Annotated in this window: 26 protein-coding genes; 14 read left to right on the top strand and 12 right to left on the bottom strand. The window is 67.9% G+C overall.

Annotated features, from left to right (window positions below; translation table 11 throughout):
• Positions 1-61: 61 nt before the first annotated feature.
• A complete protein-coding gene (locus tag WS70_RS26430; protein ID WP_059598508.1) occupies positions 62-1,252 on the top strand; it encodes a serine hydrolase domain-containing protein in 1,191 nt (396 codons plus the stop codon).
• Between the two features lie 286 nt (positions 1,253-1,538).
• On the opposite strand, the gene WS70_RS26420 is transcribed toward WS70_RS26430, so the two are convergent.
• The gene (locus WS70_RS26420) at positions 1,539-3,566 is read right to left on the bottom strand and encodes a BCCT family transporter (protein ID WP_059472077.1); all 2,028 of its coding nucleotides are present in this window, start codon (positions 3,564-3,566) and stop codon (positions 1,539-1,541) included.
• A 333-nt stretch (positions 3,567-3,899) separates the two neighbouring features.
• On the opposite strand from WS70_RS26420, the gene WS70_RS26415 reads away from it, so the two are divergent.
• From WS70_RS26415 to WS70_RS26375, 9 genes are all read left to right on the top strand, one after another.
• Positions 3,900-4,847, top strand: a complete 948-nt coding sequence (locus WS70_RS26415) for a MurR/RpiR family transcriptional regulator (protein ID WP_059472078.1) — start codon at positions 3,900-3,902, stop codon at positions 4,845-4,847.
• On the top strand, positions 4,847-5,851 hold the full coding sequence (locus WS70_RS26410; protein ID WP_059472079.1) for an isoaspartyl peptidase/L-asparaginase family protein: 1,005 nt from the start codon (positions 4,847-4,849) through the stop codon (positions 5,849-5,851). The genes WS70_RS26415 and WS70_RS26410 overlap by 1 nt, the downstream gene beginning before the upstream one ends.
• 37 nt (positions 5,852-5,888) lie before the next feature.
• The gene (locus tag WS70_RS26405; RefSeq protein WP_059598510.1) at positions 5,889-7,880 is read left to right on the top strand and encodes a dipeptide ABC transporter ATP-binding protein; all 1,992 of its coding nucleotides are present in this window, start codon (positions 5,889-5,891) and stop codon (positions 7,878-7,880) included.
• 268 nt (positions 7,881-8,148) lie between these two features.
• Complete coding sequence (gsiB, locus tag WS70_RS26400; protein ID WP_059598511.1) at positions 8,149-9,711, top strand: glutathione ABC transporter substrate-binding protein GsiB; 1,563 nt, start codon at positions 8,149-8,151, stop codon at positions 9,709-9,711.
• On the top strand, positions 9,708-9,926 hold the full coding sequence (locus WS70_RS26395; protein WP_108034072.1) for a hypothetical protein: 219 nt from the start codon (positions 9,708-9,710) through the stop codon (positions 9,924-9,926). Before gsiB ends, WS70_RS26395 begins: the two co-directional genes overlap by 4 nt.
• Complete coding sequence (gene gsiC / locus WS70_RS26390) at positions 9,920-10,840, top strand: glutathione ABC transporter permease GsiC (RefSeq protein WP_059472083.1); 921 nt, start codon at positions 9,920-9,922, stop codon at positions 10,838-10,840. The genes WS70_RS26395 and gsiC overlap by 7 nt, the downstream gene beginning before the upstream one ends.
• A 7-nt stretch (positions 10,841-10,847) precedes the next feature.
• A complete protein-coding gene (gene gsiD, locus WS70_RS26385) occupies positions 10,848-11,753 on the top strand; it encodes a glutathione ABC transporter permease GsiD (RefSeq protein ID WP_059598513.1) in 906 nt (301 codons plus the stop codon).
• A complete protein-coding gene (locus tag WS70_RS26380; protein ID WP_059472085.1) occupies positions 11,753-12,931 on the top strand; it encodes a DmpA family aminopeptidase in 1,179 nt (392 codons plus the stop codon). Before gsiD ends, WS70_RS26380 begins: the two co-directional genes overlap by 1 nt.
• On the top strand, positions 12,931-13,758 hold the full coding sequence (locus WS70_RS26375) for a M55 family metallopeptidase (protein WP_059598514.1): 828 nt from the start codon (positions 12,931-12,933) through the stop codon (positions 13,756-13,758). The genes WS70_RS26380 and WS70_RS26375 overlap by 1 nt, the downstream gene beginning before the upstream one ends.
• Positions 13,759-13,837: 79 nt before the next feature.
• Here WS70_RS26375 and WS70_RS26370 read toward each other — a convergent pair whose 3' ends face one another.
• The 4 genes from WS70_RS26370 to WS70_RS26355 all read right to left on the bottom strand — a co-directional run bounded on the left by WS70_RS26370 (position 13,838) and on the right by WS70_RS26355 (position 17,670).
• On the bottom strand, positions 13,838-14,992 hold the full coding sequence (locus WS70_RS26370; RefSeq protein ID WP_059472087.1) for a homocitrate synthase/isopropylmalate synthase family protein: 1,155 nt from the start codon (positions 14,990-14,992) through the stop codon (positions 13,838-13,840).
• A gap of 69 nt (positions 14,993-15,061) precedes the next feature.
• Positions 15,062-15,922: a DMT family transporter gene (locus WS70_RS26365; RefSeq protein ID WP_059598515.1), complete on the bottom strand. Its 861-nt coding sequence runs from the start codon at positions 15,920-15,922 to the stop codon at positions 15,062-15,064.
• 61 nt (positions 15,923-15,983) lie between these two features.
• Complete coding sequence (locus WS70_RS26360; protein ID WP_059472089.1) at positions 15,984-16,874, bottom strand: beta-keto acid cleavage family enzyme; 891 nt, start codon at positions 16,872-16,874, stop codon at positions 15,984-15,986.
• Positions 16,875-16,914: 40 nt separating this feature from the next.
• Positions 16,915-17,670, bottom strand: coding sequence for a PHP-associated domain-containing protein (locus WS70_RS26355; protein ID WP_059598516.1), 756 nt, complete (start codon positions 17,668-17,670; stop codon positions 16,915-16,917).
• 66 nt (positions 17,671-17,736) lie between these two features.
• Between WS70_RS26355 and WS70_RS26350 the strand changes: the two genes are divergently transcribed.
• Positions 17,737-18,177 (top strand): 6,7-dimethyl-8-ribityllumazine synthase, encoded by a 441-nt coding sequence (locus WS70_RS26350; protein WP_203236005.1) that lies wholly within the window; start codon positions 17,737-17,739, stop codon positions 18,175-18,177.
• A gap of 1 nt (position 18,178) precedes the next feature.
• Here WS70_RS26350 and aepX read toward each other — a convergent pair whose 3' ends face one another.
• The 3 genes from aepX to pcaH form a co-directional block, all read right to left on the bottom strand.
• Positions 18,179-19,090 (bottom strand): phosphoenolpyruvate mutase, encoded by a 912-nt coding sequence (gene aepX, locus WS70_RS26345; RefSeq protein WP_059472091.1) that lies wholly within the window; start codon positions 19,088-19,090, stop codon positions 18,179-18,181.
• Positions 19,091-19,637: 547 nt separating this feature from the next.
• Entirely contained in the window at positions 19,638-20,231 is a 594-nt protein-coding gene (gene pcaG, locus WS70_RS26335; RefSeq protein ID WP_059472093.1) for a protocatechuate 3,4-dioxygenase subunit alpha, read from the bottom strand.
• 2 nt (positions 20,232-20,233) lie between these two features.
• A complete protein-coding gene (gene pcaH / locus WS70_RS26330) occupies positions 20,234-20,938 on the bottom strand; it encodes a protocatechuate 3,4-dioxygenase subunit beta (protein WP_059472094.1) in 705 nt (234 codons plus the stop codon).
• Between the two features lie 107 nt (positions 20,939-21,045).
• On the opposite strand from pcaH, the gene pcaQ reads away from it, so the two are divergent.
• Together pcaQ and WS70_RS31925 are read left to right on the top strand one after the other, a co-directional pair.
• Positions 21,046-22,047, top strand: coding sequence for a pca operon transcription factor PcaQ (gene pcaQ, locus WS70_RS26325; RefSeq protein ID WP_059472095.1), 1,002 nt, complete (start codon positions 21,046-21,048; stop codon positions 22,045-22,047).
• A gap of 6 nt (positions 22,048-22,053) precedes the next feature.
• Positions 22,054-22,494, top strand: coding sequence for a hypothetical protein (locus tag WS70_RS31925; protein ID WP_159082974.1), 441 nt, complete (start codon positions 22,054-22,056; stop codon positions 22,492-22,494).
• 55 nt (positions 22,495-22,549) lie between these two features.
• Here WS70_RS31925 and WS70_RS26315 read toward each other — a convergent pair whose 3' ends face one another.
• From WS70_RS26315 to WS70_RS33725, 3 genes are all read right to left on the bottom strand, one after another.
• A complete protein-coding gene (locus WS70_RS26315) occupies positions 22,550-23,221 on the bottom strand; it encodes a hypothetical protein (RefSeq protein WP_059472097.1) in 672 nt (223 codons plus the stop codon).
• Positions 23,222-23,347: 126 nt separating this feature from the next.
• A complete protein-coding gene (locus tag WS70_RS32540; protein WP_203236004.1) occupies positions 23,348-23,554 on the bottom strand; it encodes a hypothetical protein in 207 nt (68 codons plus the stop codon).
• The gene (locus WS70_RS33725) at positions 23,484-23,855 is read right to left on the bottom strand and encodes a hydrolase (RefSeq protein ID WP_082716286.1); all 372 of its coding nucleotides are present in this window, start codon (positions 23,853-23,855) and stop codon (positions 23,484-23,486) included. The genes WS70_RS32540 and WS70_RS33725 overlap by 71 nt, the downstream gene beginning before the upstream one ends.
• A 3-nt stretch (positions 23,856-23,858) precedes the next feature.
• Between WS70_RS33725 and WS70_RS26305 the strand changes: the two genes are divergently transcribed.
• Positions 23,859-25,325, top strand: coding sequence for a GGDEF domain-containing protein (locus WS70_RS26305; protein WP_059472099.1), 1,467 nt, complete (start codon positions 23,859-23,861; stop codon positions 25,323-25,325).
• Here WS70_RS26305 and WS70_RS26300 read toward each other — a convergent pair.
• Positions 25,274-25,552, bottom strand: a complete 279-nt coding sequence (locus tag WS70_RS26300) for a hypothetical protein (RefSeq protein ID WP_059598520.1) — start codon at positions 25,550-25,552, stop codon at positions 25,274-25,276. The genes WS70_RS26305 and WS70_RS26300 overlap by 52 nt on opposite strands.
• Positions 25,553-25,556 lie beyond the last annotated feature (4 nt).

Genomic DNA, 25,556 nt, shown 5'->3' with positions numbered 1-25,556 from the left:
CCAGCGGAACCCGCGCGGTCTGTCTAGAATCGACGCTTTCCGACCCACGAGGATCTGCACGATGAAATCGGTTTTCGAAGCTCCCGCATCCGCGGCATCCGCCGCAACGGACGATGCCGCGCTCGCCGAGCGGCTCGATCGCGTGCTCGCGACGGCGCTGGCCGAGCGGCGCGTCGTCGGCGCGGTCGCGCTCGTCGCGCGGCACGGCGAGGTGGCCTACCGGCGCGCGCACGGCTTCGCGGAGCGCGAAACGCAGCGGCCGATGCGCGAGGACACGCTGTTGCGCCTGTCGTCGATCACGAAGCCGATCGTGACCGCCGCCGTGCTGCGCCTCGTCGCCGACGGCCGGATCGCGCTCGACGCGCCGATCACGCGATGGCTGCCCGCGTTCGCGCCGAAGCTGTCCGACGGTCGCGCACCCGCGCTCACCGTGCATCAATTGCTGACGCACACGGCGGGGTTGAGCTACGGGCTGCTCGAAGAACCGGGCTCGATCTACCACACGCTCGGCATCTCGGACGGGATCGATCTCGTCGACTTCGATCTCGCGGAGAACCTGCGGCGCATCGTGGCCGCGCCGCTCGCATTCGAGCCCGGCAGCGCGTGGCGCTATTCGCTCTCGCTCGATGTGCTCGGCGCGGCGATCGAGCGCGTGACGGGGCTCGCGCTGCCCGACGCGGTCGCGCAGCTCGTCACGACGCCGCTCGGGATGCGCGACACGGGCTTCGTCGCGTCCGATCCGGCGCGCTTCGCGGTCGCGTACGCGAACGCCGCGCCGGAACCCGCGCGGATCACCGACAACCTCGACGTGCCGCTGCCCGAAGGGCAGGGCGTCGCGGTGCGCTTCGCGCCGTCGCGCGTGTTCGACGCGTCGGCGTTTCCGTCGGGCGGCGCGGGGATGTACGGCAGCGCCGACGACGTGCTGCGCTTGCTCGAGGCGATTCGCACGGGCGGCGACGGATTCTTGCCGGCGGCGCTCGTCACGGCGACGCGCACCGACCACACCGGACCGGCCGCCGAGACGCGCGGGCCCGGCTGGGGCTTCGGCTACGGCGGCGCGGTGCTGTCCGATCCGGCGCTCGCGCAGTCGCCGCAAAGCGCGGGGACGTTGCAATGGGGCGGCGTCTACGGGCATTCGTGGTTCGTCGACGCGGCGCGCGGCCTCACCGTGCTGCTGATGACGAACACCGCGTATGAAGGGATGTCGGGGCCGTTGACGGTCGAGGTGCGCGACGCGGTTTATCGCGTGTAATCACGTGTAATCGGCGGGCCGGTGCGGCGATTGCGCGGCGTGACGATAGGCGGCGCGCGGCGTCGCGCCGGTCGATGCGCGAAGGTGCGGCGTCGGGCGCGCCGCGCCGCGTCGCGATTCGGCGCGGCGCATCCGCATCGTCCGCATCGTCCGCATCGTCCGCATCGTCCGCATCGTCCACATCGTCCACATCGTCCACATCGGGCGACGGCGGGCGACGGCGGGCGACGGCGGGCGACCGCGGCTCGCGCCGCGCACGAGCCGCGCACGCATCGGCCGCCGGCCGCTAGCCCTGCCCATCCGGCCCCGCATGCTCGGGCGCGCGGTTCAGCAGATGCGTGCGCGTATCCGCCGCGAGCGACACGTAGCGCTCGTATTGCCGCAGCACGTCGGCGATGATCTCGTCGCCGCGCAGATACTCGATGTCGTAGCCGAGCCGCCCGTCCGCGAAGAACGTCAGCACTTCGTACACGTGCTCGCGCTGCGCCTCGGGCTCGGCCGCCTCGCGGATCCGGAACGCAGGCGCGGACTTGCGCGACACCCGCGCGCCGTACACAAAGTCGCGCTGCGCGGGCGCGGGCACGGTGAGGCGCACCGCGTCGTCGTCGTCGCGCGCGACGTGCGCGTCGACGCCGCCCGCCTTCAATTCGCCCGCGACCTTGCGCAGCGCGGGCTCGACCGTCTCCGCGACGAACTGCCGGGCCTCGGCGTCGGTCGTCTGCCGCAGGATCTGCGACAGACGGTGACGCCAGTGCTGGCCAGTCCAGAAATTCGTCGCGGGCGCCATGTCCTGCGAGTAGTGCGCGTGGTCCGCCTTCAGGCCGCGCCAGAGCCCGTAGCAGAGCGCGAGCATCACGAGCGCGACGGGCAGCGCGGCGACGAGCGTCAGCGCCTGCAGCGCCTTCAGCCCGCCCGCGACGAGCAGCACCGACGCCGTCACGCCGAGCACGGCCGCCCAGAAGAGCCGCTGCCAGACGGGCGAATGCGCGGCGCCGCGCGTCGCGATCGCGTCGATCACGAACGCGCCCGAATCGGCCGACGTCACGAAGAACACCGCGATCAGCACGATCGCCGCGAGCGACAGCAGTTGCGTGAGCGGCAGGTAATCGAAGAAGCGGAACAGCAGCGCATCGACGTTGGTCGCGGTCTGCGCGAGCGCGCCCGCGGCCGCGTGCGTGTCGATCCAGATCGCGCTGTTGCCGAACGCGGTCATCCAGACGAGATTGAACGCGGTCGGCACGAGCAGCACGCCAATCACGAACTGGCGGATCGTGCGGCCGCGCGAGATGCGCGCGATGAACATCCCGACGAACGGCGACCACGACACCCACCACGCCCAGTAGAGCAGCGTCCAGCCGCCGAACCAGCCTTTCTCGTTCGGCGTCTCGTACGCGTACGTGCGAAACGACAGCGACACGAGCTTCGACAGATACTCGCCGATGTTGTCGCCCATCGCGCGCAGCAGGAACGACGTCGGCCCCGCGATGACGACGAACGCGAGCAGCGCGAACGCGAGCATCAGGTTCAGCTCGGACAGCCGGCGCACGCCCTTGTCGAGCCCGCTCGCGGCGGAGAGCCCGGCCAGCGTAACGACGACCGCGACGAGGCCGACGCGGAACGTATCGCTGTCGGTGTCCCAGCCGGCGACCGTATGCAGGCCCGCGCTCAGCTGCAGTACGCCGTAGCCGAGCGTCACCGCGATCCCGGCGATCGTGCCGACGAGCGCGAATGCGTCGACCGTGTGGCCGATCCAGCCGTTCACGCCTTCGCGCAGCACCGGATAGAGGCCCGAGCGCAGCGTGAGCGGCAGGTTGTAGCGAAAGCCGAAGTACGCGAGCACGAGACCCATCACGCCGTAGGTCGCCCACGCGTGCAGCCCCCAGTGGAAGAACGACATCAGCATCGCCTCCTGCGCGGCGGCGGGCGTGCCGCCTGCGGCCGTCGGCGGCTTCAGGTAGTGCTGGATCGGCTCGCCGACGCCGAAGTACATGAGGCCGATGCCCATGCCGGCCGCGAACAGCATCGCGGTCCACGACACGAAGCTGAATTCGGGCTCGGCGTCGTCGGGGCCGAGCTTGATGTTGCCGAAGCGGCTTGCCGCGATCAGCACGAGGAAGATCAGGAAGGTCGTGATCGCGAGCACGTAGAACCAGTCGAAACGCGCGATGATCCATTGCTGGCCGGCGCCGAAGAGCGCGCCCGCTTCGTTCGGCCGCAGCGCGCAGACGGCGAGGAGCGCGCCGATCACGGCGAGTGACGGCACGACGACTTGCGGCTTGAGCGTCGTGCGCGGCGTAGGTCGGGATGAGGGCATAAGCGGGTTTCCGGAAAAAGTGGCGTCGCGGAGCGTGCGCGTCAGCCGAGGCCGGCGCCGGGACGGCGCGGACGGCCCGGCTGCGGCAACGCGCGCGCGAAGCGCAGGGTGGAGGGGCGGGAGCAGCGAGGATGCAGGCTGAAACTGACAGATTGTAAGCTATTCGGCGAAGTTGCCCGAAAAAGCGGGGCGGATTACCTCGAGCGCACCATCTGGCATGGGTTTCCGGCGATCGTCCGGAGGCAGTGCAAACCCCGATGAAAATTTATTTTTTCCATCTAGCCAATTGTGTAAATTTACTTTCATCGATATACGCCGCACCGCATCCGCCGCATGCCCAGCTCCAGTCCGACCGCCACGCCGCTCGGCGCCGAACCGTCGATCTCCGCGCGCCTCGCCGCCGCGCTGCCGTCGCTCACGCCGATTCATCGGCGGATGGGCGAGTACGTGCTCGCCCATCCGTTCCGCGCGGCGACGATGCGGATCGACGAGCTCGCGAACGCGGTCGATGCGTCGATCGCGACCGCGAACCGCTTCGCGCGCGCGCTCGGCTTCGACGGCTATCCGGCGCTGCGCGCGGCGCTCGTGCGCGGCTTCGAGGCGACGCTCGCGCCCGTCGAGCGGCTGCGCTCCGCGCAGGAGCGCGATGCGGGCGCGCGCGGCGGCGAACTGATCGAAGCGAGCTTCGAGCAAGCGGTCGCGAACCTCGAACGCACGCGCGAGCGGCTCGATCGCGCGAACGTCGAGGCGGCCGTCGACTCGCTGCTCGCCGCGCGCCGGATCTTCATCGTCGGAATGGGCGCGAGCGCGTTTCTCGCTGGATTGATGGAGCACGGGCTGTCCGTGTATCGCGACAACGTGCAGTCGCTCGCGCTGCTAGGCGGCCCGACCGACGCCGCGCGACGCCTGTTCAGCGCGCGCGACGACGATCTCGTCGTCGCGATCGCGTTTCCGCGCTACGTGTACGACACGATCGAGCTCACGCGCCGCGCGGCCGAGCGGGGCGCGCCGGTGCTCGCGATCACCGACGGGCCGGAGTCGCCGATCGCGTCGTTCGCGATGTGCGCGCTTTACGTGAATGCCGAGCGGCGGCTCGCGGCGACGTCCGAGGCCGCGGTGCTCGCGCTCGTCGAAGCGCTGATCGACGCGGTCGCGCATCGTTCGCAGCGCTCGGCGCGCGCCGCCGCCGAAGTGACCGAATTCATGCTGCCGTGGCTCGAAGCGCGGGGCGCGACCGCCGCGCCGCTTCGCCCGCCGCGCCGTTCCAGGAAAACCGACTGATGACTTCACCCGCAATCATTGCGATTCATGGCGGCGCAGGCACGATCCTGCGCAACGCGATGACGGCCGACGCCGAAGCGCAGTACCGCGCCGAGCTGAACGCGATCCTCGCCGCCGCACAGGCCGTGCTCGCCGATGGCGGCAACGCGCTCGACGCGGTCAGCGTCGCGGTGCGGATGCTCGAGGATTGCCCGCTTTTCAACGCGGGGCGCGGCGCCGTCTACACGGCCGACGGCACGCACGAGCTCGACGCCGCGATCATGGACGGCGCGACGCTGAAGGCGGGCGCGATCTGCTGCGCGACGCGCGTGCGCAACCCGGTGCTCGCCGCGCGGCGCGTGCTCGAGGCGAGCGAGCATGTGATGTTCGCGGGCGCGGGCGCCGACGCGTTCGCGGCCGCGCAGGGGCTCGACCTCGCCGAGCCGGGCTACTTCGACACCGAGTTCCGCCGCGCGCAGTGGCTGAAGGCGCGACAGTCGTCGGGCGTGCTGCTCGACCACGACGCGGCGACGCTCGCGTTCGGCAACGGCAACGGCAACGGCGCCGCGTTCGCGCCGCAGCCGCTCGATCCGGATCGCAAGCACGGCACGGTCGGCGCGGTCGCGCGCGATCTGCGCGGCCATCTCGCCGCAGCCACGTCGACGGGCGGGATCACGAACAAGCAGCCGGGGCGCGTTGGCGACACGCCGATCATCGGCGCGGGCTGCTACGCGAACGATGCGACGTGCGCGGTGTCGTCGACGGGCACGGGCGAGATGTTCATCCGGCTCGCGACCGCGTACGACGTGTCCGCGCAGATCGAATACCGCGGCGCGACGCTCGCATCGGCCGCGTACGACGTCGTGATGAACAAGCTGCCGCGGATCGCCGGCCGCGGCGGGATCATCGCGATCGATGCGCGCGGCAATCTCGCGATGCCGTTCAACACCGAAGGGATGTATCGCGGCTACGCGCGCGTCGGCGAGACGCCCGTGACCGCGATCTACCGTGAAGAGGCGGCGTGACGGCGCGGCCGTCCGATCGCAGAAACAGGAGAGCCAGATGAGCGCGAGCCGATCCGCCCCGAGCCTGCCCGAGCAGCGCGTGCTCGAAGTCGACGGGCTGTCCGTCACGTTCCGCCGCGAGGGCGCCGCGTTCGAAGCGGTGCGCGGGTTGTCGTTCCACGTCGATCGCGGCGAGACGCTCGCGATCGTCGGCGAATCGGGCTCCGGCAAGTCGGTGACGTCGCTCGCGCTGATGCGCCTCGTCGAGCACGGCGGCGGCGCGATCGCGGGCGGCAGGATCGTGCTGCGCCGGCGCAATGGCGCGGCGCTCGATCTCGTGCGCGCGTCGCCGTCGATGCTGCGCACGGTGCGCGGTGCGGACGTCGCGATGATCTTCCAGGAGCCGATGACGTCGCTCAATCCGGTCTTCACGGTCGGCGACCAGATCAGCGAGGCGATCGCGCTGCATCAGAACAAGCGCGCGAGCGAAGCGCGCGCGGAGGCGCTGCGTCTTCTCGACCTCGTGCGGATTCCGGAGGCGCGCCGCGTGTTCGCGCGCCATCCGCATCAGTTGTCGGGCGGGATGCGGCAGCGCGTGATGATCGCGATGGCGCTGTCGTGCCGGCCCGCGCTGCTGATCGCCGACGAGCCGACGACCGCGCTCGACGTGACGATCCAGGCGCAGATCCTCCAGCTGATCCGCGGGCTGCAGGACGAAATGGACATGGGTGTGATCTTCATCACGCACGACATGGGCGTCGTCGCGGAGGTCGCCGATCGCGTGCTCGTCATGTATCGCGGCGAGAAGGTCGAGGCGGGCGCGTCCGATGCGATCTTCGCCGCGCCGTCGCATCCGTATACGAAGGCGCTGCTCGCGGCGGTGCCGCGGCTCGGGTCGATGCAGGGCACTGACGCGCCGGCGAAGTTTCCGCTGCTGCGCTTCGATCCGGTGGCGGGCGACGCGGTCCTGGTCGCGAGCGACGCCGCCGCGCCCGCGACGCCCACGACGCCTGCGACGCCCACGACGCCCGCCGCGACGCTTGCTCCGGTCGCTCCGCCGGCGCCGGAGGCGCCCGCCGCGCCGCCTTCCGCGCAAGCGGCGGTCGACCCTTCGTCCGCGCCGCTCTTGCGCGTGCGCGACCTTGTCACGCGCTTCCCGATCAAGAGCGGCGCGTTCAGCCGCGTGTCGCAATACGTGCATGCGGTCGAGCGCGTGAGCTTCGACCTGCGCGCGGGCGAGACGCTCGCGCTCGTCGGCGAGTCGGGCTGCGGCAAGTCGACGACGGGCCGCTCGCTGCTGCGCCTCGTCGACAACCTGAGCGGCTCGATCGAATTCGAAGGCCGCGAGATCCGCGCGCTGAAGGGCCGCGAACTGCAGGCGCTGCGCCGAAACATCCAGTTCATCTTCCAGGATCCGTTCGCATCGCTGAACCCGCGCTTGACAGTCGGCTTCTCGATCATGGAGCCGCTCCTCGTGCACGGCGTCGCGAGCGGCAAGGCGGCGCAGGCGCGCGTCGACTGGCTGCTCGATCGCGTCGGCCTGCCCGCCGACGCCGCGCGCCGCTATCCGCACGAGTTCTCCGGCGGCCAGCGGCAGCGGATCGCGATCGCGCGCGCGCTCGCGCTGAACCCGAAGGTCGTGATCGCCGACGAGTCGGTGTCGGCGCTCGACGTGTCGGTGCAGGCGCAGATCGTCAACCTGATGCTCGACCTGCAGCGCGAGCTCGGCGTCGCGTATCTGTTCATCTCGCACGACATGGCGGTCGTCGAGCGGATCAGTCATCGCGTCGCGGTGATGTACCTCGGCCAGATCGTCGAGATCGGTCCGCGCCGCGCGGTGTTCGAGACGCCGCGCCATCCGTACACGAAGAAGCTGATGAGCGCGGTGCCGATCGCCGATCCCGCGCGCCGCCACGCGCAGCGCACGCTGCCCGCCGACGATCTGCCGAGCCCGATCCGCGCGTTCGGCGACGAGCCTGTCGTCGCGCCGCTCGTCGCGGTCGGGCCGGAGCACTTCGTCGCCGAGCATCGGGTTGGCGGCGCGTATTGAGGCTTGCAGACACGCAGACATACAGACACGCAAAGCGCTGACGGCGCGGCGCGACGGTTGCGCAAACGCAGCGGCAACAGGCAAACGCAACATGCAGGCAGCATCGAATCACGAGGGAAGCAAGGAAGACCGCAGGAAGCCCGGCGCGCAGGATTCCGGAGCATCAGGATTCCGGAGCATCAGGATTCCGGATTCGCGAAACGCACGGCAGCAGGACCACACGAGCCCAGATCCACGCACTACCGAAGCATCGCAAAGGAGCCCACACATGACTATGCCGCATTCGTTCTTGCCATTCTCGCCGCGCTCGCTGATCGCCGCCTGCGCAGGCGTCATCGCGATGTCGTCCGCCTCGCTCGCGTTCGCCGAGCGGACCGCTGTGATGGCCGTCGATTCGACGTTCACGACGCTCGACCCGTACGATTCGAACGACACGCTGTCGCAGGCGGTGTCGAAGTCGTTCTATCAGGGCCTGTTCGGCTTCGACAAGGACATGAAGCTCGTGAACGTGCTTGCGACCGGCTACGACGCGAGCCCCGACGCGAAGGTCTACACGATCAAGCTGCGCCAGAGCGTGAAGTTCCAGGACGGCACCGATTTCACCGCCGCCGCGGTGAAGGCGAACTTCGACCGCGTGACCGATCCGGCGAACAAGCTCAAGCGCTACAACCTGTTCCGCCGGATCGCGAAGACCGAGGTCGTCGATCCGTACACGGTGAAGGTCACGCTGACCGAGCCGTTCTCCGCGTTCATCAACGTGCTCGCGCACCCGTCCGCCGTGATGATCTCGCCCGCCGCGCTGAAGAAATACGGGCGCGACATCGCGCTGCATCCGGTCGGCACCGGCCCGTTCGAGTTCGTCGAATGGAAGCAGACCGACGACCTGAAGGTGAAGAAGTTCGCCGCCTACTGGAAGCCGGGCTATCCGAAGATCGATGCGATCGACTGGAAGCCCGTCGTCGACAACAACACGCGCGCCGCGCTGATGAAGACGGGCGAGGCCGACTTCGCGTTCCGCATTCCGTTCGAGCAGACGGCCGACCTGAAGGCGAACGCGAAGGTCGACGTGATCGAGCGCACGTCGATCATCCAGCGCTATGTCAGCCTGAACATGATGCAAAAGCCGTTCGACAACCCGAAGGTCCGCCAGGCGCTCAATTACGCGGTCAACAAGGATGCGCTCGCGAAGGTCGCGTTCGCCGGCAACGCGACGCCCGCGACGGGCATCGTGCCGCAGGGCGTCGACTACGCAGTGAAGCTCGGCCCGTGGCCGTACGATCCGGCGAAGGCGCGCGCGCTGCTGAAGGAGGCGGGCTATCCGAACGGCTTCGAGACGACGCTCTGGTCCGCGTACAACAACTCGACGTCGCAAAAGGCGATCCAGTTCGTCCAGCAGCAGCTCGCGCAAGTGGGCGTGAAGGCGCAGGTGCAGGCGCTCGAGGCGGGTGAGCGGGTCGCGAAAGTCGAGAGCGCGCAGGACCCGGCGAAGGCGCCCGTGCGGATGTACTACATCGGCTGGTCCGCGTCGACGGGCGAGTCGGACTGGGCGATCACGCCGCTGCTGGCTTCCGCGTCGTTTCCGCCGAAGCTCGTGAATACCGCGTACTACAGGAACGACGCGGTCGACGCCGATCTCGCGAAGGCGCTCGCGACGACCGATCGCGCGAAGAAGGCCGAGCTGTATGCGGACGCGCAAAAGCGCATCTGGTCCGACGCGCCGTGGATTCCGCTCGTGCAGGAGAAGATCGTCTATGCGCGCAGCAAGCGTCTGCAGGGCGCGTACGTGATGCCCGACGGCTCGTTCAACTTCGACGAGATCGCGATCAAGTGACGCGAAACGACCCGGGCGATTCGAACGGTCCGAACGATCCGAACGATCCGAACGATCCGAACGATCCGAACGATCCGAACGATCCGAACGATCCGAACGATCCGAACGATCCGAACGATCCGAACGATCCGAACGGTCCGAACGATCCGGTCGCTTCGGGCATAGGCGGCGCGCGGTCCGACCGCGCGCCGCATCGAGGTGCAAGCGCATGCTGAATTTTCTGGTCAAACGATTGTTCGGGCTCCTGCCGACGCTCGTGAGCGTCGCGGTGCTGGTGTTCCTGTTCGTCCACCTGCTGCCGGGCGATCCCGCGCGGCTCGCGGCCGGTCCCGAGGCCGACGACGCGACGGTCGCGCTCGTGCGCGCCGACCTCGGCCTCGACAAGCCGCTGCCGACGCAGTTCGCGAACTTCTTCGTGCGGATCGCGCATTTCGATTTCGGCACGTCGACGCGCAGCAGGCGGCCTGTTTCGACCGAGATCGGCGAGCGCTTCATGCCGACGCTGTCGCTGACCCTCGTCAGCATGGTCTGGGCGACGCTCTTCGGGATGGCGATCGGCATCGCGTCGGCCGTGTGGCGCAACCGCTGGCCGGACCGCATCGGGATGACGCTCGCGGTGTCGGGCATCTCGTTTCCGGCGTTCGCGCTCGGGATGCTGCTGATGGAAGTGTTCTCGGTGAAGCTCGGCTGGCTGCCCGTCGTGCCGGACGGCTCGTGGCGGAGCTACGTGCTGCCGTCGCTGACGCTCGGCGCGGCCGTGGCGGCGGTGATGGCGCGCTTCACGCGCGCGTCGTTCGCCGAAGTGCTGCACGAGGATTTCGTGCGCACCGCGCGCGCGAAAGGCGTGCGCGAGCCGCTGGTCGTGCTGAAGCACTGCCTGCGCAACGCGATGATTCCGGTCGTCACGATGATGGGGCTGCAGTTCGGCTTTCTGCTCGGCGGGTCGATCGTCGTCGAGGCGGTGTTCAACTGGCCGGGGCTCGGGCGCCTCCTCGTCGATGCGGTGACGATGCGCGACTACCCGGTGATCCAGGCGATCGTGCTGCTGTTCTCGCTCGAGTTCATCCTGATCAATCTGACCGTCGACGTGCTGTATGCGGTCATCAATCCGACGATCCGTTTCAAGTGAGGCGCGCATGAACGCGACTGTTCCCACCCCTTCCGCGTCCGCCACTGCCGTCGCGTCGACCGCGATCCGCACGCCGTGGAGCGAATTCTGGCGCAAGTTCAGGAAGCAGCACGTCGCGCTCGCGGCGGGTGCGTTCGTGCTGCTGCTCGTCGTCGTCGCGATCGTCGGCCCGCATTTCGTGCCGTACGATCCGGAGAACTATTTCGACTACGATGCACTGAACGCGGGGCCGTCGGCCGCGCACTGGTTCGGCGTCGATTCGCTCGGACGCGACATCTTCAGCCGGATCGTCGCGGGCGCGCGGATCTCGCTCGCCGCAGGCTTCTTCTCGGTCGCGCTCGGCGCCGTGATCGGCACGTTCTTCGGCCTCCTCGCCGGCTACTACGAAGGCTGGTGGGACCGCGCGACGATGCGCGTCGCCGACGTGCTGTTCGCGTTTCCGGGGATCCTGCTCGCGATCGGCGTCGTCGCGATCCTCGGCAACGGGATGATCAACGTGATCTGCGCGGTGGCCGTGTTCAGCGTGCCCGCGTTCGCGCGGCTCGTGCGCGGCAACACGCTCGCGCTCAAGCAGATGACCTACGTCGAGGCCGCGCGCAGCATCGGCGCGTCCGATCGGACGATCATCATGCGGCACATCCTGCCGGGCACGGTGTCGTCGGTCGTCGTCTACTTCACGATGCGGATCGGCACGTCGATCATCACGGCGGCGAGCCTGTCGTTCCTCGGCCTCGGCGCGCAGCCGCCGACGCCCGAGTGGGGCGCGATGCTCAACGAGGCGCGCGCCGACATGGTCAACGCGCCGCACGTCGCGCTCTTTCCGAGCATCGCGATTTTTCTGACCGTGCTCGCATTCAACCTGCTCGGCGACGGGCTGCGCGACGCGCTCGATCCGAAGCTGGAACGGCAGTGATGGGCGCGTCTTCCGAACGCGCGCCGGCCGCGGCGGCGCCGCACGTCGGCGCGCTGCCTGCCGGGCCGCTCGGCAGCCTCGCCGACGTCGCGGGCGTGACGGTCGGCCACGCGACGCTCGACGCGCACGGCGTGCAGACCGGCGTGACCGTCGTGCGGCCGCACGCGGGCGACGTCTATCGCGACAAGGCGCCCGCCGCCGCCGCGGTGATCAACGGCTTCGGCAAGAGCATCGGGCTCATGCAGGTCGACGAACTCGGCGTGGTCGAGACGCCGCTCGCGCTGACGAACACGTTCGGCGTCGCCGCGGTCGCGCACGCGCAGATCCGTGCGGCGATCGACGCGAATCCGCGGATCGGCCGCGCATGGCCGACTGTCAATCCGCTCGTGTTCGAGTGCAACGACGGCTATCTGAACGATCTGCACGCGTTCGCGGTGACGCCCGCGCATTACGCGCAGGCGCTCGCCGACGCGCGGCCCGGGTTCGCGCGCGGCGCGGTCGGCGCGGGGCGCGGGATGTCGTGCTTCGACCTGAAAGGCGGGATCGGCTCGGCGTCGCGCGTCGTGCGCGCGGCGGGCGACGCGTGGACGGTCGGCGCGCTCGTGCTCGCGAATTTCGGACGCCTGCCGATGCTGACGATCGCGGGCGTGCCGGTCGGCCGGATGATCGCCGGGCGGGATGCGGGCGGCTCAGGCAAGGCGGGCCGTTCGGGCGATCCGGATGGCGCGGGCGGCGGGATCGCGCCGCGCGGCGCGCCGGACGCCGCCGCTTCGCATCCGGACGCGCCGCCGCCCGAGCAGGGCTCGATCATCATGCTCGTTGCGACCGACGCGCCGCTGTCGTCGCGGCAGCTGAAGCGCGTCGCGCTGCGCGCGGCTGCGGGCCTTGCGCGGACGGGGTCGGTGTACGGCCACGGCAGCGGCGACATCGCGCTCGCGTTCTCGACCGCATACACGGTGCCGCACGACGCCGAGCGCGTCGCGCTGCCGGCGCTCGTCGCCGATGCGGCGCTCGATCCGCTGTTCGCCGCCGCAGCCGACAGCGTCGAGCAGGCGATCGTCGACGCGCTGTGGCAGGCGACGCGCGTCGCGGGCCGCGACGGCCATGCGCGCCGCGCGCTGCGCGACGCGGCGCCGGAACTCGAACGATGGCTGCGCGAATCGCGCGCGGGAGACTGATGAAAGTCCTGATTTCGACCGATATCGAAGGGATCGCGGGCGTCGTGAGCGTCGAGCAGACGCGCGCGGGCAATCCCGAATACGAACGCGCGCGCCGCTGGATGACGGCCGAGGCGAACGCCGCCGTCGAAGGCGCGTTCGCGGGCGGCGCGACGCGCGTGTGGGTCAACGATTCGCACGGCGGCTTTCGCAACCTGCTGCCGGACGGCCTCGACGCCCGCGCGCGCGTCGTGCTCGGCAAGCCGCGCACGCTCGGGATGATGGCGGGCCTCGAAGGCGGGCCGGATCTCGTGTTCATGATCGGCTATCACGCGAAGGCGCAGACGCGCGGCCTGCTCGCGCACACGATCAACAGCTTCGCGTTCGCGCGCGTGCTGCTCGACGGACGTGAAATCGGCGAAGCGGGACTCTATGGCGCGCTTGCGCACGAGTACGGCGCGCACGTCGTGCTGCTGTCCGGCGACGACGTATTCGTCGACGAGACGCGGCCGCTGTTTCCGGCGGCGCGCTTCGTGACCGTGAAGGAGGCGACGGGGTTCGCGAGCGGCGCGTCGATGACGCCCGCCGCCGCGTGCGCGGCGCTCGGCGTCGCGGCGCGGCAGGCGGTCGAGCAGGCGCGCGAGGTCGCGCGCATGGCGCGTCCGCGCGCGCCGCGCGCGGCGATCGGCGAGCTGCAGACGCAGACCGTCGCGGCCGCCGATCTGTTTTGCCAATGGCCGTCGCTCGAACGTGTCGACGCGGTCACGCTGCGGTTCTCTGCGCCGTCGATCGAGCACGTCGTGCGGACGTTGAACTGTCTGTCGGCGATGTCGTTCATGCTGCGTTGAGCGGCGCGTTCCGCGCATGCCGGGCGCCGAGCGTGCGGCGCGTCGCGGCGCGCGGCGACGAAACGCGAACGACCTGTCGCTAGCGCCCGAGCGGCGACGCGCTCGCTCGCTCGAATCCCGCGTGAACCGACGCATAGATGCCGAGCAGTTCGTCCACGTCGAGCGCGCGCTCGCGATGCATCGACTGCGTGCGCACTTCGTCGAGGCACGCGCCCAATTCCGCGTCCGCCGCGCGAATGCCCCGTTGCTCGAGCACATGCGCGATCGAAGCGCGGCCGGAATGCTTGCCGATGACGATCCGCCGTTCGCCGCCGACGATTTCCGGCGGAAACGGCTCGAACGCGCTGCTGTTGCGCAGCGTGCCGTTCGCGTGGATGCCGGACTCGTGCGCGAACACGTTGCCGCCGACGACCGGCTGCCACGGCGGGCAAGGCACGTGCGACGCTTCGCTGACGAGCCGGCTGAGCGCGATGAGCTTCGTCGTGTCGATGCCGAGGTCCGCGTGGTAGAGCCGCTGCAGCGCCATCGCCGTTTGCGCGAGATCGGGCATGCCTGCACGCTCGCCGATACCGTTGACGGTGACGTGGAAGAACGTCGCGCCGGCGAGCAGCCCGGCGATCGTATTGGCGGTCGCGAATCCGAAATCGTTGTGCGCGTGGCATTGCACCGCGATGCCCGATGCGCGCTTCACGCGCGCGACGATGTCCCCGTACTGCTCGGGCGTCAGGATGCCTATCGTGTCGGACAGCCGGATGCGGTCCGCGCCTGCGCGCGCGACGTGTGCGGCATACGCTTCGACGAACGAAATGTCTGAGCGGCCGACGTCCTCCGCGCTGATCGACACGAACGCGCCGCGATCCTTCGCGAGCTTCACGAGATCGGCGGAGCTGTCGAGCAGCCATTGGCGATCCTTCTTGACGCTGTCGTTCAGATGAATGGCCGACGTCGGCAAGCCGATGTGGATCGCCTCGAATCCGAGGTCGAGCGACTGCTCGACATCGTTGCGCACGCCGCGGTTCCAGCCGACGAGATGCGCTTCGTTCTTTCGTTCGAGCAATTCCCGGATGGTGAGCAGCTCCTCGCCGCCCATCGCCGGAATGCCGATTTCGAGCCAGCGGACGCCCGCATCGACGAGCGCGCCGAAGATCGCTTTCTTGCGCGGCCTCGAAAACGCGATTCCGGGCGATTGCTCGCCGTCCCGCAGCGTCGTGTCTTCCAAGATGATTGCATGCATGGCGATGCTCCGTTGAGATTGATTGGGATGCCGAACGCCGTCGCGCGCCGTCGTTCATGCGAGGTCCGCCTACTTCGTCAACGCGCCGGAAAAGCCGATCAGGACGGTGCCCGTCGTGATGATCGAGCAGCCCAGCACCTTCCTGGCCGAAGCCGGCTCGGACAGAAAGAAACGTCCGATCAGCGCCGCGAACACCACGCTCGTTTCCCGCAGCGACGACACGGGCCCCATCGCGCCTTGCTTCATCGCCCAGATGACGATGCCGTAGCCGAGCGCGGCCGACATGCCGCCGAAGCCCGCCTTGACCAGTTCCCGTTTGCGGCCGCCGAGCGTCAGGCGTCCTTCGAGCAGCCAGTAGGTCGGCAGCATCATCAGCGCGGTGAGCGCAAACATCCACGCCGCGTAGCCGATGCTGTCGCCGGCCGCGCGCGCGCCGATGCCGTCCACGACGCTGTACGCGGCGATCGACGCGCCGGTGCCGAGCGCGTCGGGCAGCGCGCGCGTCCATGCATCGTCGCCGAGCGCGCGCCGGTCGAGGCCCACGGCGAAGATGCCGCCCGAGATCAGCAGCAGGCCGAGCAGCGTCGGCGCGCCGATGCGTTCGCCCACGAACAGCGCCGCGCCCGTCGTGACGAGCACGGGCGACGTGCCGCGCGCGATCGGATAGGCGACGCTCAATTCGCCTCGCTGGTACGCGCGCACGAGCATCAGGTTGTACACGACGTGCAGCACGGCGGAAGCGACGATGCAGGCCCAGCTGTCGCGCGGCGGAGTCGGCCGCAGCGGAACGAAGCACAGTGCGAAGAGGCCCATCGCGATGCACAGGACGGTCGACGACCAGAGGCGGCTTCCACTGCTGCGAATCAGCGCGTTCCAGGTCGCGTGCAGCAACGCGGCGAACAGGACGATCAGGATGACGGAGAAAGGCAAGGGAACTCCCGTGAGAGTTGGCGAGCCGGCCGGGCGGCGCAACGCGGCCGGGACGGATCGTTCAGGCTGGCTGCGTCTCGAGCCCCAGCTGCACGCGCGCCTCCTCGGCGGACGCGAGCTCGCCGCCGAGGCGCTCGACGATCCACTTCGCCCTGTCGACCAATTCGGCGTTGCCGGACGCGAGCTTGCCCTTGTCGATGTAGATCGTGTCTTCCATGCCGATCCGGACGTGTCCGCCGAGGATGAACGATTGCGCGAGCATCGGAAATGCGTGCCGGCCGATCGAGAACCCGGTCCATTCGACGCCGGGCGGCAGCAGCGACTTCGCGAAGACGAGCGCCTCCGGCGTCGCCGGCATGCCGTATTTGATGCCGACGATGAGGCTCGCGATCGCCGGATGACTGAACGTGCCGTCGTCGAACAGATCGCGCGCGAGATGCAGGTTGCCGCTGTCGAAGAGTTCCAGCTCGGGGATCGCGCCCGTCTCGTAGATCGCGCGCGCGATGGTCCGGATGCTCGCCGGCGTATTGATGACGACGTCGCCGCCGAAAAACATCGTGTCCAGATCGACGGTCGCGATGTCGGGACGCAGCACGCCGAGATGCGCGACGCGCCGTTCCGGCGGCAGAAGGTTCGTGCGGGGGCCGGGGACGAGCGGGTCGGGCTCTCCCGGCTGAAAACGTCCGCCCGGCCCGGTCGTGATGTTGAGGATCAGCGCCGGATTCCGCTCGCGAATGCGCTCGACGACCTCGCGGTAATGCCCGATGTCCATCGACGCCTTGCCCGTGTGCGGGTCGCGCACATGCAGATGGACGACCGCCGCGCCGGCGTCGGCCGCTTCGAGCGACGATTCCGCGATTTGCCGAGGCGTGATCGGCAAATTGGGATTCTGGTCCTGGCGGGTCTGGCTGCCCGTCACGGCGCAGGTCAGGATGGTTTTTCGCTTCGTCATGTGGTCAGTCCTCCGAAATGGGGCGATCCTGCGCGCGCCGTCATTGCGGCGTCGCGCGATTGATTCGATCGCGATAGAGGCGGGACATCCTGATGAACCGGTCCGCGCCCGGAACGGGAACGGGCTCGGCGTGACGAGCCTTCAGCGCGTCCTTGAAGCGCGGCACGGAGAAGCCGGCGTCGCTCGACCATGCGTCGTCCGGAACGAACGTGTAGCACGCGCCGATCTGCAGCCACGTATGTCCGTCTCCGCCGCCCACGAGCGGCAATTCGAGTCGCGACGCGAGGCTGCGGTATCGATCCGATGCGCCGAGATCCTTGGCGGGCAGCTCGATCGCATCGAGGCGGCCGCCGACGGCCGGCAACTCGTCGATCCACTTGTGATGGAAGTAGACGTGGTGCGCGACGATCGCGTAAGGCTCGCCCGTGGCGTCGAGCGCGTCGAGCAGCGCGGGCAGGGCGTAGGCCCCTTTTTGAGAATCGAGCGCGCGCAGCGTCGACGGCGCCGCGTGAACGCCGGCGTCGCCGCCGCCGCGCAGCGACACCTCGGCGCCGGCGCTGACCGTGAGGCCGCCGGGGAGACGAAGCACGCCGGCGGAAAGCGGCGTGCCGGCGAGCACGTTGCGGTCGAACAGATCGGCGAGCAACGCGTGGTAATGCGTCGCGTCCAGGTGTTCGCAGATGCATACCGCGTCGAGTCCGTCGTGGCGCGCAGCGTCGAACGTGAAGCGGATCTCGTCCCAATCCGGCGACGCGCTTTTGCCGGGAAGAAGATGAACGTGCGTATCGAGTTTCATTCGATCATCCTTTAAAAAGAGTTATGCGAGAATGAATCAATCGAGCGTCGCGGCCAATGCCGGCGAATGACCGTCGGTGTCGAACACAGGCTCCTTCATAACGAGGGCAACATGAAAAGAATTGCAGTCATTTACGGCACTTATCACGAAAGCGAAGCGGCGCAAATGCGCGACGCGGTGCGAGCCGAAGCGCTCGCGGCGGGGGCCGAGATCGTCTACGAGAAAGGCGTGCCGGGCTCCATGGAAAAGCCGCTTGCCACCAAGCGTGCGCTGATGGAAGAGAACGTCGATGCGGTCGTCGTTCTCGGAATCATCGAAAAGGGCGAAACTCAGCATGGGCTCGTGATGGCGCAGGCCGTGATCCGTTCTCTCGTCGATTTGCAGCTGGAATTCATGAAACCCGTCGGCGTCGGCATTCTCGGCCCCGACATTCAATCGCATCAGATTCCGCCTCGATTGCGCCTTTACGCGGCCAATGCGCTGAAGGCGGTCTGCGCGATGCTGTGAATCAACCGGGGCTCGGCCCCGGGATGAGTGACAAGACATCCCTGATCGGCAACAGCATGGATTCGATTTCCAGCGATCTGCCGTTCTCGAGGATGCCTTGCGCGGCCCGCCGCATCGCGGGATACGCGGCGCGCAACAGGTGATTCGCGTAGATGACGACGTTGAACCCGACGCCCGCCAGCTCGCTGAAATGCACGTCGTTGTAGCTCGTCGGCACGCAGACGAGCGGCGTCGACGGGAACGCGCGCCGGTAACGGCGCGCGAACTCGAATACCTCGGCGGGCGAGCTCCGGCGGCTATGGATCATGACGCCGTCCACGCCCGCCTCGGTGTATCGGCAGGCGCGCAGGAGCGCGTCGTCGATGCCCTTGTCGAGTATCAGGCTTTCGATGCGCGCGATCACCATGAAGTCGTCGTTGAGCTTGGCGCGCCTGGCGATCTCGATTTTCTCGCAGAAATCGTCGGGAGACGCCTGTTCCTGAAACACGTCGTTGCCCAACAGCGAATTCCGCTTCAGCCCGATCTTGTCTTCGATGATCACGGCCGATACGCCGGCCGCCTCGATCAATGGAACGTTGATCGCGAGATGCTCGGGCTGCCCGCCGGTATCTCCGTCCATGATCAACGGAAGATTGGTGTTTTCGAAGATTTCGGAAATGTTCGAAAGGCGGCTGCGTATGTCGAGCAATTCGATGTCCGGCTTGCCTCGCAATGTCGAATCGGTGAGCGAGCTCGACCAGAAGCCGTCATAGCGGATTTCCGCGCCGTCCTGGCCGCTGCGGAGCGATTCGATGATCAGCGCGCTCAACGGGCTGAATGACTCGATTATCCTGACGCATTTTTTATTCCGGATCTGATTCCTGAATAGGGATACGCGATTCGAATTTGTCGGGCGTTTGTAAGAATTTGGCATTTTTGTGATTTGACGTTGATGGGGGACTTTTAAAGCGGAATAAATTTATTAACGAGTCTAGGTCGTGATGCAAGTATGTCAAGTTGATGACGGTGTTTGTTTTTGGAATATTGAAATTACTTTTATGGGAATAAGGGCGGCGCGTAATTTCAAATCGGTCAATCCGGTTTGTTTTTATTTCGAATGCAAAAAAACGATTCTGATCGCCGTATCGACGGACCGTATGAGAAAGACGAAGGTGCGGGGCGGTGGGAGGCCAGGCCGTCGAAGGTCGGTCGACCGTGCGAGGACCATGCCGCCGATGCGCGGCGATCGCGTTGCGTTTTGTGTCGAGTCGTCAACCATGATTGACTCGATTCCGCGCAACGCCGCGGCCATCGCGGCTAGGAAAAAGCGGGCGGAGCGAACGAAGCGAGCGCGGCGAGCGATGGCGCAGGGCGACTGTCTTCGTCGACAAGAGGAAAAGGGAAAAGAAGCCGGCGGCGGGTGCCGGCCGGGCGATTCGCGCGCCGCGGGCCGCTTTCGCGCGTCCCGCGGCGTTTGGCGTTCAGACGTCGAAGAACACCGTCTCCTGCTCGCCCTGCATGCGGATGTCGAAGCGATAGATCGCCACGCCGTTCGCCTGTGCGTCGCGCTTCGCGATCAGCGTCGCTCGACGCGCGGCGGGCACGCTTGCAAGCACCGCATCGGTTTCGTTCGCGGCCGCTTCGTCGTCGAAGTAGATCCGCGTGAACGCGTGCGTGAGAATCCCGCGCATCATCACCGTCACGTCGACATGCGGCGCGTCCGTCTCCGACGTGCGAGCCGGCTTCACCGTATGGACGACGAAGCGGTTCTGCGCATCCGTGCCCGTGCCGACGCGCGCGAAGCCGCAAAAACCGCTCGCAGCGGCTTCTTCGCGCGACGCCGGATAGCGGCCCGCGCCGTCGACCTGCGTGAACTCGAGCATCGCGTCGCCGACGGCGTTGCCGTCGCCGTCGAACACGCGGCCGACGAGCACGATATGCTCGCCCGCCGCTTCGGGCGTCGCGATCACGGGCATGAAGAGGCTCTTCAGGTCGTAGTTGTACTGTTGCGGGCAGAGGCCGTACGCGAAGTACGGGCCGACGGTCTGAGAAGGGGTCTGTTTCAGCGTCGTCATGCTCAGCGCTCCATCGGGGTGGCGTCGCGGCCGCGCAGCACGATATCGAATTCGTAGCCGAGCGCAAAGCCTTCTTCGGTCGTGTCGATCGAGAAACGCGAGATCAGGCGATCGCGTGCGTCCTCGGGCGTACCCAGGAAGATCGGGTCGAGCGCGAGCAGCGGATCGCCCGGAAAATACATCTGCGTGACGAGCCGCGAACCGAAGTAGTCGCCGAACAGCGAGAAGTGGATGTGGTTCGGCCGCCATGCGTTCGGATGGTTGCCCCACGGATATGCGCCCGGCTTGATCGTCAGGAAGCGATAGCGGCCGTTCTCGTCGGTGAGGCACCGGCCCGCGCCGAGGAAGTTCGGGTCGAGCGGCGCGTCGTGCTGGTCGGCCTTGTGCACGTATCGGCCTGCGGCATTCGCCTGCCACACCTCGACGAGCGTGTCGCGCACCGGCTTGCCGCCTTCGTCGAGCACGCGGCCCGTGACGATGATCCGCTCGCCGAGCGGCTCGCCGTTCCTCGCCGCGTTCTTCGTCAGGTCGTGGTCGAGCGGACCGAGGTCGTCGGCGCCGTAGACGGGCGCGTGCTGGTTGCGCAGCTTGTCCTTCAGCGGAATCAGCGGCTGGGTCGGGCCGCGCTTCACCGACGAACGGTACGGCGGATGAATGTACGCGGGATGCGACGGCCAGTCGCGCGGCGCGAGCGTCGAGGAATCCATCGAGTCGTCTCCAGATTGATGGTTGTCAAAGCGGAATGGAAGGACTTTAGCTAATCGAGAAAGTTATGCAAAATGATGTTTTATCGCTGATCGTATAACCAGACGTTATGCAACATCGGATCGCCGACGGCCGGGTCAAATTCCGGCACCTGCAGTGCTTTCTCGCCGTCGCGCAGTTCGCCAGCGTGCAGAAGGCCGCGCAAAGCCTGTCGATCACGCAGCCGGCCGTGTCGAAGACGATCGCCGAGTTCGAGGCGATCCTCGGCGTGAAGCTGTTCGAGCGCGGCCGGCACGGCGCGCGGCCGACGCGCGAGGGGCAGTTGTTCATTCCGCATGCGAGCGCGTGCGTGCTCGCGCTGCGGCAGGGCGTCGGGCTCCTCGCGCGCGAGAGCGGCGGCGCGGCCGCGACGCTCGAAATCGGCATGCTGCCGACCGTCGCCGCGTCGCTCGCGCCCGCCGTGCTGAAGGCGCTCGCGAACGAATGGCCGCGCGCGGTCGTGCGGGTCACGACCGTCGCGAACGCCGAACTGCTCGAGCGGCTGAAGTCCGGCGCGATCGAGTGCGCGATCGGGCGGCTGTCCGACCCGGAGCGGATGGTCGGGCTGTCGTTCGAGCACTTGTACAACGAGCCGCTCGTCGCCGTCGTGCGCGCGGGCCACCCGCTCGCGACGAGCGCCGCGCCCGCCGCGCAGCTCGCGCGCTATCCGGTCGTGCTGCCGCCGTACGGCACGCTGATCCGCCAGGCGGCCGAGCAGCTGCTGAGTGCGTGCGGCGCGCCGCCGCTCGATTCGTTCGTCGAGGTGCTGTCGGTGTCGGTCGCGCGCGCGCTCGCGCTCGAGAACGACGCGGTCTGGTTCGTGCCGCGCTATGCGGCCGAATACGATCTCGCGGCCGGCACGCTCGTGCGGCTCGCACTGCCTGTCGAGGGCGCGGACGAACCGGTCGGCTTGATCCTGCGCACCGACGCGCAGCCGTCGCCCGTCGCCCGCTCGCTGATCGAAGCGGTGCGGGCCGTTGCGCGGCGGCGTCTCGGCGCGGCGGGCGGGCGACGGCGCGGGGAGCGGGACGTTGCGAAGAAAACGCGCGGCGGGGGCGGGCGCAAGTCCTGACGTCGCATGCGTGCGGTTGGCGCTCAGTCGGCGCTCAGTCGGCGCTCCGTCGGCGCGCTTGTCGATCGCCGTGGCGTGTTCGCCCACTTTTGCCAATTCGGTCATTCCGAGCATTTGGATCGCGTCGGCCGCTTCGATTATTCCTATTACGTTGACCACGTCGGCCACATCGACCAGATCCACATCCACGTCAACCACGTCCACGTCCACGTCGACCGATTCGGTCGCCTCACGCGCCTCGACTGCTTCAACCGAGCCGGCGATTCGCTCCATCGTCATCGATCACACGCGTGCTTCGATGTGATTGCCAGTCGGCCGCGCATCCCACCGATAATGTCGCGCGCGACGCGGCGGCTCGCCGCGATGCGGACGCCCGCGCCATCCAACATTCACGGCGCGCTTGCTTTGCCGCAAACGGAACGCATCGCGTCGTCCGTCACACGGTGACGGTGAGCGGTGAACAGCGCACGGCGACGGCGAATGCCGAACGGCGCCCGCCCCTTCATTCCGCGCCGAGCTGGCCGAAGTCGAACCGCTCTTCGGCCAGCAAAAAGCCGCTCGATTTCTTGCCCGGCTCCGAGCCTTTGATCTGGCATTGCTTGAAGAACGAAATGTACGTGTTCTGCTTGTAGCCGCTGTCCGGCGCCGGCTCGACGTAGCGCACCCATAGCTCGAGCGTGTCCTTGTTCGGCATCTCGATGAAATGTCCGTTGTCGCGCATCAGATTCACGTACGCGCTCGACATCCACCACGCATAGGCGGTCCGGCTGCGCATCAGTTCGCCGCGCGTGTCGACGAACAGCACGCACGCAAGCGCCGAATTGGGCGTCGCGCAGATGAGCGCGAGATCGGACGGCTTGATCGAGAAATAGCCTTCCCAGCTCGGCCGGTCTCCTTTGTCCTTCGACGGCGCGATCGGCGTGGCCTGGCGGCTCTTGACCTGCACGTAGACGGGCGTTTCCGGCACGCTGCGATCGACCGGCTTCGGCGCATCGTCGAGCCGCGACAGATGCCGGTACGCGCGCGTGACGACGAGATCGAAACCCTTGTCGATCGGCAGCTTGAACGCCTCCATGTTGTGGCGGAAGCACTCGGACATGATGTAGTGCTCGCCGGCCGCGCCGATGTAGAGGAATTCGGTGGGAATGGACGATGACGATTTAGCGGTTGCCATGGCGAAAATGAGAGAGTGGATTAGACGTCCTGCTACGGCGTTTGCAATTCCGAATGGATGTTGATTCGGTGTTTCGTTTCGCGAAACGATCGATGCTCTCAAGCGCGCGCTTCGTGCGACATGCAATCACGCATGACGAAAAAGCATGGCGGTCGGGTTCGCGTGCGCGAGTGCGATTGCATCGTCGAACGGCGGCGACGGCGGTGCGTTCGATCGCGCAAGCGAGGCGGAAACGGCTGAACGATCGTGTGCATGCGGGTTGTTATCGGCGTCGATTCGGCGTTCTTGAGCGCTTTCCCGCGACGTGTGTCGAATCGCCGTGCGCAGGGTCAACACGGCGCCGAACGTTCGATAAAATGGCCGCTCGCCGCATTTCGCGGCGTCGATTCGAAACGCCTTCCGATCGATTGGCTCGCGTCGCCGATTCGGCATGTCGAGACTCTTCGCGGTCGGAATATTCCGATCCGGTTCGGCACGGCGGCGCGCAACCGCGCGTCGTTTCCGATGCGCGTTGCGCGGCACGCATCAGGGATAATGCCCGGCGATCTTTTCCGTGACGAAGCGCGTCGCGCTCATCTAGACAAGCATGAAATCGATACATGCCGGCTTGCGCGGACGGCGAGGGCCGTCGCACCGGATGCCGCTCGGCTACATGGTGATCGCCGGCGCGGTGGCGATCGCGATCGTCATGATGTCCATTTGCGCGGCGATCCTGCGCGACAGCCGCGACGACGCGTTCGAGCACGCGCAGGACGCCGCGCGCAACACGCTGCGGATGATCGGGCACGATGTCACGCGAGGCTTTCGCCTGCACGACCTGACGCTGCGCCGCATCGCCGCGCAGCTCGGCGACCGACGGATCGCCAAGTTGTCCGCCGACCTGCGCCGCGAGATCCTGTTCGATGCCGCGGTGGCCGCCAACGTGGCCGGCGCGATCTACGTGCTCGACGCGCGCGGGCGCGTGCAGCTCGCGTCGGTGGACGGTCCGCCGCCGGGGCGTTTCGCGTCGTACGACTTCTTCTCCGCGCAACGCGACGATCCGAAGCTCGGAACATTCCTGAGCGGTCCGTATCGGATTCCGGCGCGAGGCGGCGAGCCGAGCGTCGCGCTGTCGCGCCGCATCGAGCGCGCGGACGGCTCGTTCGCGGGCGTCGTCGTGCTCGCGGTGCGCCTGTCATATTTCCGGCAACTGCTGGCGGCGGCGGGCGTCGGCCGGCACGGCGCGCTCGCGCTGATTCACGCGGATGGACGCATCGTGACGCGGATTCCGTTCGACGAGAAGACCATCGGCCTCGACCTCAGCGGGACGAGCCCGCACATGCGCATGCAATTCGGGCGCTCGGGCGAGTTTTTCGACGTCGCGCCGATCGATCACGTGAGGCGCTTCTACCTGTATCGCCGGCTCGACGAGATTCCGCTGATCGTGCAGGTTGCGATCGCCGACGAAGACATTTATGCGGCGTGGCGGGTCCGCACGTGGCGCTTCGGCGTGCTGACGGGCGTGTTCGCGCTGATCTTCGTCGCGATGAGCGCGTATCTCGCGCATTCGCTGTGGCGCAAGTCGACGGCCGAAGCGGCGCTCGCGCGGCTCGCGGGCACCGACAGCCTCACGGGACTGCACAACCGGCGCGCGCTCGACGAGACGCTCGAGCGTGAATGGCGGCGCGCGGTGTGCGGCGAGCGGCCGCTCGCGATCCTGTTCGTCGACATCGATCACTTCAAGCGCTACAACGACACATACGGGCATCAGGTCGGCGACGACGTGCTCGCGACCGTGTCGCGCTGCATCGCGCAGCAGGCGGCGCGGCTCGGCGACGTCGTCGCGCGATACGGCGGCGAGGAGTTCGTCGTCGTGCTGCCGGACACGCCGCGCGGCGGCGCGCTCGTCGTCGCCGAGCGCGTGCGGATGGGCGTGCGGATGCTCGGGATCGAGCACGAAGGATCGGAAGTCGGGTTCGTGACGGTCAGCGTCGGCGTTGCGGCGTGGCAGCCGGACGGCACGCCCGCGCCGCACGTCGAGGCCGTCGTCGAGGCGGCCGATCAGGCGCTCTATCAGGCGAAGGCGGGCGGCCGGAATCGCGTGGCCGACGTCGGGCTCGGCTGATGCGACGGGCAGCTTCGGGGCGCTCGGGCGCAGCGGTTTTGAGCGGTCTTCTTCGGGGTTTCGATCCGCTTGGGCCGCACGAGCGACACGAGCGGCTTGACCAGCTTGACCAGCGGCGCAGCCGAGCGGCGATGCTCGCCGCGCGTTTCGACTTCGATTTCCTCCTGACGACCGGTCAGGCAAATCCAGCCGGCGAGATCGTCAGGCGACAGCGCGCCGCCGAGCATAGAA

It is taken from the genome of Burkholderia mayonis (genome assembly GCF_001523745.2).
Taxonomy (GTDB): domain Bacteria; phylum Pseudomonadota; class Gammaproteobacteria; order Burkholderiales; family Burkholderiaceae; genus Burkholderia; species Burkholderia mayonis.
The sequence above is the reverse complement of the archived record's forward strand: the minus strand, read 5'-3'. Positions and strand labels throughout refer to the sequence as shown.

Excerpts from the sequence above, each read along its gene's own strand:
- aepX (WP_059472091.1), bottom strand. The coding sequence starts at position 19,090 with ATGCCAAATTCTTACAAACGCCCGACAAATTCGAATCGCGTATCCCTA.
- WS70_RS26415 (WP_059472078.1), top strand. The coding sequence starts at position 3,900 with ATGCCCAGCTCCAGTCCGACCGCCACGCCGCTCGGCGCCGAACCGTCG.
- WS70_RS26410 (WP_059472079.1), top strand. The coding sequence starts at position 4,847 with ATGACTTCACCCGCAATCATTGCGATTCATGGCGGCGCAGGCACGATC.
- pcaQ (WP_059472095.1), top strand. The coding sequence starts at position 21,046 with ATGCAACATCGGATCGCCGACGGCCGGGTCAAATTCCGGCACCTGCAG.
- pcaG (WP_059472093.1), bottom strand. The coding sequence starts at position 20,231 with ATGACGACGCTGAAACAGACCCCTTCTCAGACCGTCGGCCCGTACTTC.
- WS70_RS26380 (WP_059472085.1), top strand. The coding sequence starts at position 11,753 with ATGGGCGCGTCTTCCGAACGCGCGCCGGCCGCGGCGGCGCCGCACGTC.
- WS70_RS26305 (WP_059472099.1), top strand. The coding sequence starts at position 23,859 with ATGCCGCTCGGCTACATGGTGATCGCCGGCGCGGTGGCGATCGCGATC.
- WS70_RS26355 (WP_059598516.1), bottom strand. The coding sequence starts at position 17,670 with ATGAAACTCGATACGCACGTTCATCTTCTTCCCGGCAAAAGCGCGTCG.
- gsiB (WP_059598511.1), top strand. The coding sequence starts at position 8,149 with ATGACTATGCCGCATTCGTTCTTGCCATTCTCGCCGCGCTCGCTGATC.
- WS70_RS26315 (WP_059472097.1), bottom strand. The coding sequence starts at position 23,221 with ATGGCAACCGCTAAATCGTCATCGTCCATTCCCACCGAATTCCTCTAC.
- pcaH (WP_059472094.1), bottom strand. The coding sequence starts at position 20,938 with ATGGATTCCTCGACGCTCGCGCCGCGCGACTGGCCGTCGCATCCCGCG.
- WS70_RS26300 (WP_059598520.1), bottom strand. The coding sequence starts at position 25,552 with ATGCTCGGCGGCGCGCTGTCGCCTGACGATCTCGCCGGCTGGATTTGC.
- WS70_RS26375 (WP_059598514.1), top strand. The coding sequence starts at position 12,931 with ATGAAAGTCCTGATTTCGACCGATATCGAAGGGATCGCGGGCGTCGTG.
- WS70_RS26405 (WP_059598510.1), top strand. The coding sequence starts at position 5,889 with ATGAGCGCGAGCCGATCCGCCCCGAGCCTGCCCGAGCAGCGCGTGCTC.
- WS70_RS26350 (WP_203236005.1), top strand. The coding sequence starts at position 17,737 with ATGACCGTCGGTGTCGAACACAGGCTCCTTCATAACGAGGGCAACATG.
- WS70_RS26370 (WP_059472087.1), bottom strand. The coding sequence starts at position 14,992 with ATGCATGCAATCATCTTGGAAGACACGACGCTGCGGGACGGCGAGCAA.
- gsiD (WP_059598513.1), top strand. The coding sequence starts at position 10,848 with ATGAACGCGACTGTTCCCACCCCTTCCGCGTCCGCCACTGCCGTCGCG.
- WS70_RS26430 (WP_059598508.1), top strand. The coding sequence starts at position 62 with ATGAAATCGGTTTTCGAAGCTCCCGCATCCGCGGCATCCGCCGCAACG.
- WS70_RS31925 (WP_159082974.1), top strand. The coding sequence starts at position 22,054 with ATGCGTGCGGTTGGCGCTCAGTCGGCGCTCAGTCGGCGCTCCGTCGGC.
- WS70_RS26420 (WP_059472077.1), bottom strand. The coding sequence starts at position 3,566 with ATGCCCTCATCCCGACCTACGCCGCGCACGACGCTCAAGCCGCAAGTC.
- gsiC (WP_059472083.1), top strand. The coding sequence starts at position 9,920 with ATGCTGAATTTTCTGGTCAAACGATTGTTCGGGCTCCTGCCGACGCTC.
- WS70_RS26360 (WP_059472089.1), bottom strand. The coding sequence starts at position 16,874 with ATGACGAAGCGAAAAACCATCCTGACCTGCGCCGTGACGGGCAGCCAG.